The organism is Streptomyces sp. NPDC005533, from assembly GCF_042871845.1.
GTDB lineage: Bacteria > Actinomycetota > Actinomycetes > Streptomycetales > Streptomycetaceae > Streptomyces.
In genome coordinates, this window is sequence record NZ_JBIAJH010000125.1 from 1 (window position 1) to 4,335 (window position 4,335).

Here is a 4,335-nt window from a genome sequence, read left to right on the forward strand (position 1 = left end):
TGTCCGACCCGGATCTCCCTGCCGCCCAGCCAGTTCGACAGGTGCGGGATCCGGGCCACTCCCGGCGGCCCGAAGTCGAGGTAGGCGCCCATGGCAGTATCTGCGCCAGGCGGCGTGTGCTTCTGGGGCGTCGCGAGCGCAGCTGCAGTGACCAGCGCTCCTGCCGTGACCGTAGCTATGCAGTTGCGGGCTAGTCTGCGGCGCGGACTGGACATGACATCTCCCGTGCTTCGCTGAATCGGTGTGCTTAACAGAGACGTTAGGCATCCCACGTCATGAATGGCTTGCCCGGAGAACACCTCATAGGCCATTCGAAGCTGGCGGATAACCCCGCAGCTCGTCCGACAAAGACCATGCCTTGGGCCGTGCAGGAACGAGGTGTGCAAGACCAAGGTTGTTGCGAGACCCGGAAGCCTTGGTGATTGCAGGTGCGGAGATCTTAGCGGTGGATTAGTCTGCACTCGCCTCCAGCCGTGAAACGTGGTCTCAGTCATTGGGTGATCATTTGAGTCGGCAATGGCTTCGCCAACCAGGCGCCTCGAATCGAGAACCGAGACACGGCCTCGTTATCCAAGTCCACGGCCTGCTCGCTCGGATTGGGTCATAGTTCGGCTCACACGTCTAGGTTCTCTCTTTGGTCGGCGGTTGGGTGCAGATGAGGGTGCCAACGAGGGGGAGTGCGGCGTGATAGGCGATGGCAATGTCGGTTCGTGTGGCCAGGCCGCGCCACTGCTCGAGGCGGTTGATGCAGCGTTCGAAGGTGTTCCGTTGCTTATCTGCCTCACGGTTGAAGCCGGGTGGGCGCCCGCCGTGGCGGCCTCGTCGTTGGCGGTGGCCGGTCTGTTCGGACGGCTGTGGGATGACCGCGCGGATTCCCTGGCGTCGTGGATGGGCCCGAATGGCGCGTGAGGTATGAGTGGTCGGCCAGACCGCCGTCGGTTGGGCCCGCGTCCGATCTGGGGCACGCGTATGAGGGCCATCACCGTCTCGAAGGCCATCACCGTCTCGAAGACAGATGCCCTCACCGGCTTGGCCTGCAGTGACGGACGGTGAATGCCAGGGATCGGGTTCGGCCGTCGGTGCTCGAGCCTCCGTGGGAGCGGCCGCGTGAGCGATCGACGGGCTCCTCGCGTCCTGGCCCTGTTACCGTCCTTGTGGTCTCGCAATGGGGCTTCTGGCCTTCGGCGCCGGTATGACGTGAGCTCCCAGTCAGGATGATCGAAAGGGTGGTGTCGCCGGTGCCGGAGGCATGGGCAGACCGCTGATAGAGCCACGAGTGCCTTTTGGCAGTCTCTTCGCGACGTGGATGCCGGCACGCTGATACCACAGGTGGGGCCGGGGAGAATGCGAGCACGGGAGCGAACGGCATGTCGGACGAGGCTGGCATCGACGTCTAGGTGGGCTTGGACGTCGGCAAGGATGGTCATCACGCCACCGCCGTGAACCGGGCGGGGAAGAAGGTGTTCGACAAGCCGCTACCCAACAGCGATCCCAAGCTGCGGGAGCTCTCCGAAAGGCTCCGGGCCAGGCACGGGACCGTGCTCGTGGTCCTCGACCATCCGGCGTTCATAGGCGTTCTGCCTCTGGCGGTCGCCCGGGATGATGCGGGCTGCCAGGGCGGCCGCCTGCCCGGGCCGACGATGCGGTGGATCGCCGATCTCTACCATGGTGAGGCACGGGCCGCTGCCCGCGACGCGTTCATCATCGCCGACGCCGCCAGAGCGATGCCCCACACCCTGCGGACGATCGATCCCGCCGACGAGACGGCTGCCGAGCTCGCGATGATCGCCCGGGTTCCATGAACATCTCGCGGGCGAGTCCACCTGGATCGCCAACCGGTTCTTCGGCCTCCTCACGCAGATCCACCCGTCCCTGGAACGGGTCCTGGGCCCGCGTATCCAGCACCCGGCCGTGCTCAGGCTGCTGGACCAGTTCGGTCCCCCCGGCCCAGATCCGCAAGGGCCGGAAGGCGACGGCTGGGCACACTGATACTGCCCAAGGCACCGCGGATGGCCGACTGGCTGGGCGAGGACATCTTTGCCGCACTCGACGAACAGACCGCCGCCGCCCCAGGCATCGACGCAGCCGCACTGGTCGTGCCCAACCATGCCACCACAGATCCTGATCTCGACTTCCGGCTCGGGTCAGGATCACCGCCCCCACGGCTATTGGCAATGGCGACTTTGCTGCCGGCCATGTGGCCGTGAGCCTCGTCTCCAGCGCCTTGGGCAGCCGTCGACTTCAAGTCCAGCATGATGCCGCAGATCCCGTCGGGTTCAGCCCTGAGCGTACCTCGGCGATGACCGCGACAGCGTCTCATCAGGCGGGCCTTGACCTGCCACCCCAGGACACCCTCCCCGGCAGCGAGCCCTGCAGCGGTGCATTTTTCGGGGCTCCGTGATTCCCCGGAACCAGACAGCACTCGCTCCGCGCTCCCTGCCGAAGCCACGGTCTCAGTTGACAGGGATAGACCACGGCTCTTCCTCGACAAACGAACCCAACCCCGGCTCGGTGTACGTCAGTCCCTCCTCCCGAAGCGCTCGTAAGGCCTTCTGCGCTGTGGCTGCGGCAATCCCGAACTCTTCGGTCAGCTGTACTACTGACGGTACCCGGGAGCGTGGCAGGTAGGTGCCATCAGCGATACGTCCTCGCAGTACCTCGGCCACCTGCCGCCAGCGTGGAATGTCGGGGGCAAATCGAATCATCGCTCAAAGCTAGGTATGCCATCCCATACTGGCGAGGTAGGGCGCGCCTAGGATGCTATGGCATGCATCTCGTCTTGAACTCAAGAGGCCTCTGGCAGCGGGGGCATGGGCTGCAATGTGAGGGCAGGAGCGGCAGATTTGGCAACGCTATTTCTCGCGACCGTCTATCTCCACCCACCAGCGGTCTCATCGGCGAGCCGAACTCCCAGTAAGGATGGTGCCGGTATTCTTGCGCAGAGGTACCCCATGTTGCTGATAGGGCTCCGTGTTACGCCGTACTCTAGGGTTCGACGGTCTTGCCTCAGGCGGAGATCCGGGAAACGCTGGAGTGCGGGGGACGGCAGCGGACCGTGGAGCGTTAGTGCCGTATTAGGGAACGTTTGCCCTGTCGTGATGTGACGCGCGGTCCGGGTGCTGTGCCGGATGGCGTGCGGCCCTGCCGGGGTGGCCCACCCCGGGGAAGCAACGGGCCGAACGCGGCGGCAAGCACACACCCCCGACCGTGAAGCCCCGTCGGCGGCGCCGGGCGACCTACAAACCACTAGGGCGGAGTACGACACCTCTTCGCTGCCCTGGACCTGGCCAAGGACAAGGTCTGCGCCACATCAAGCGGGTCCAGCGGCGGACGCAGTTCCTGAAATTCTGCCGCTATCTGCGGACGCTCTACCCGCCCGAAGTCCGCACCTCGATCGTCAGTGACAACTTCTCCCCGCAGCTGACGACGAAGAAATGCCAACGCGTCGGCACCTGGGCTGCGGCGAACAACGTCGATGGCCTACACCCCGAACTAGACCACCTGGCGCAACCGAATCGAGGCCCAGTTCAGGCCCTGCGCTACTTCGTTCTCGACGGCACCGACCACGCCGACCACAAAGAGCAGTGCAGCATGATCCGACGCTACGTCGTCTGGCGAAACCGCCGCGCGGACGACGGCGCGCCTACGCGCCGTCGTCGACAGGGCAAGCGCTGCCTGATACGGCACTAGGCGCCGCTTATCCCCCAGACCGCCTGCGAGAGCAGAGTTTGACTCCACAACGACTTCGACGTTTTCTTTCTGCGGTAGCCAGTCCCTGATGCCATTGACCGCCTTCGCGGGGGCCTTGGCAAAATCGTGGATGATCTGCTGCTGCGGGACACCGGCACCTTCGGTTTTCGGCGCGGCTGAACCGACCCCCGTCTGTCACGGCCGTAGCCTCTGCCCATGGTTGACACGATTAAGCGCACTCCCCGTGTGTGCACGCTGCGCGATGCGTTCCTTTTCCTCCCAGGTGAGACCTCGATCCGCATCGGTGCAGCAGACTCCCCAGACGGCTTCGAGGATCATGGCGAGTCCATGCTCCTCGAAGCCGAACCCATGGAAAATGACCCAGCTGGCTTGATGGCTTCCTCGAAGCACGCCGAGGGCCGCTCCACCTCCTAGGGCCTGTGTGGTGCTGTGATCAGGTCCTGAGTTTTGCCCTCCTCGTGGGGTGGAACGGGGTAGGGCTGTTGTCGTGACACGCAGGCAACTCAACAATTTCCAGTGGAAGTTCATCGAGCAGGGCTGATTCATAGTCCTGGCTGCTGGGAGAAGCAGCAGGTCACAGCCATGTGACAAGACCTTCAGTACGGCCACGCCGGATGCAACGAA

At 64.4% G+C, this 4,335-nt stretch carries 4 protein-coding genes and 2 pseudogenes; 4 read left to right on the plus strand and 2 right to left on the minus strand.

Features of this window, described 5'->3' with window-relative positions; translation table 11 throughout:
- Window positions 1-621: 621 nt before the first annotated feature.
- Window positions 622-1,126: pseudogene (locus ACFYP3_RS37040) on the minus strand (IS5/IS1182 family transposase); the annotation flags it as partial.
- Window positions 1,127-1,403: 277 nt separating this feature from the next.
- On the opposite strand from ACFYP3_RS37040, the gene ACFYP3_RS37045 reads away from it, so the two are divergent.
- Window positions 1,404-1,802 (plus strand): IS110 family transposase, encoded by a 399-nt coding sequence (locus ACFYP3_RS37045; RefSeq protein ID WP_388842474.1) that lies wholly within the window; start codon window positions 1,404-1,406, stop codon window positions 1,800-1,802.
- Between the two features lie 207 nt (window positions 1,803-2,009).
- The gene (locus ACFYP3_RS37050) at window positions 2,010-2,207 is read left to right on the plus strand and encodes a hypothetical protein (protein ID WP_388842476.1); all 198 of its coding nucleotides are present in this window, start codon (window positions 2,010-2,012) and stop codon (window positions 2,205-2,207) included.
- Window positions 2,208-2,453: 246 nt separating this feature from the next.
- Here ACFYP3_RS37050 and ACFYP3_RS37055 read toward each other — a convergent pair whose 3' ends face one another.
- Entirely contained in the window at window positions 2,454-2,705 is a 252-nt protein-coding gene (locus tag ACFYP3_RS37055; RefSeq protein ID WP_388842478.1) for a GntR family transcriptional regulator, read from the minus strand.
- 448 nt (window positions 2,706-3,153) lie between these two features.
- Between ACFYP3_RS37055 and ACFYP3_RS37060 the strand changes: the two are divergent.
- Both ACFYP3_RS37060 and ACFYP3_RS37065 read left to right on the plus strand, forming a co-directional pair.
- A pseudogene (locus ACFYP3_RS37060) lies at window positions 3,154-3,679 on the plus strand (IS630 family transposase); the annotation flags it as partial.
- 227 nt (window positions 3,680-3,906) lie between these two features.
- Window positions 3,907-4,125: a DUF6225 family protein gene (locus ACFYP3_RS37065; RefSeq protein WP_388842480.1), complete on the plus strand. Its 219-nt coding sequence runs from the start codon at window positions 3,907-3,909 to the stop codon at window positions 4,123-4,125.
- Window positions 4,126-4,335: the final 210 nt, after the last annotated feature.

What these genes read in the sequence shown, in the direction of transcription:
- ACFYP3_RS37050 (WP_388842476.1), top strand. Translation starts at nt 2,010, where the DNA reads ATGGCCGACTGGCTGGGCGAGGACATCTTTGCCGCACTCGACGAACAG.
- ACFYP3_RS37055 (WP_388842478.1), bottom strand. Translation starts at nt 2,705, where the DNA reads ATGATTCGATTTGCCCCCGACATTCCACGCTGGCGGCAGGTGGCCGAG.
- ACFYP3_RS37065 (WP_388842480.1), top strand. Translation starts at nt 3,907, where the DNA reads ATGGTTGACACGATTAAGCGCACTCCCCGTGTGTGCACGCTGCGCGAT.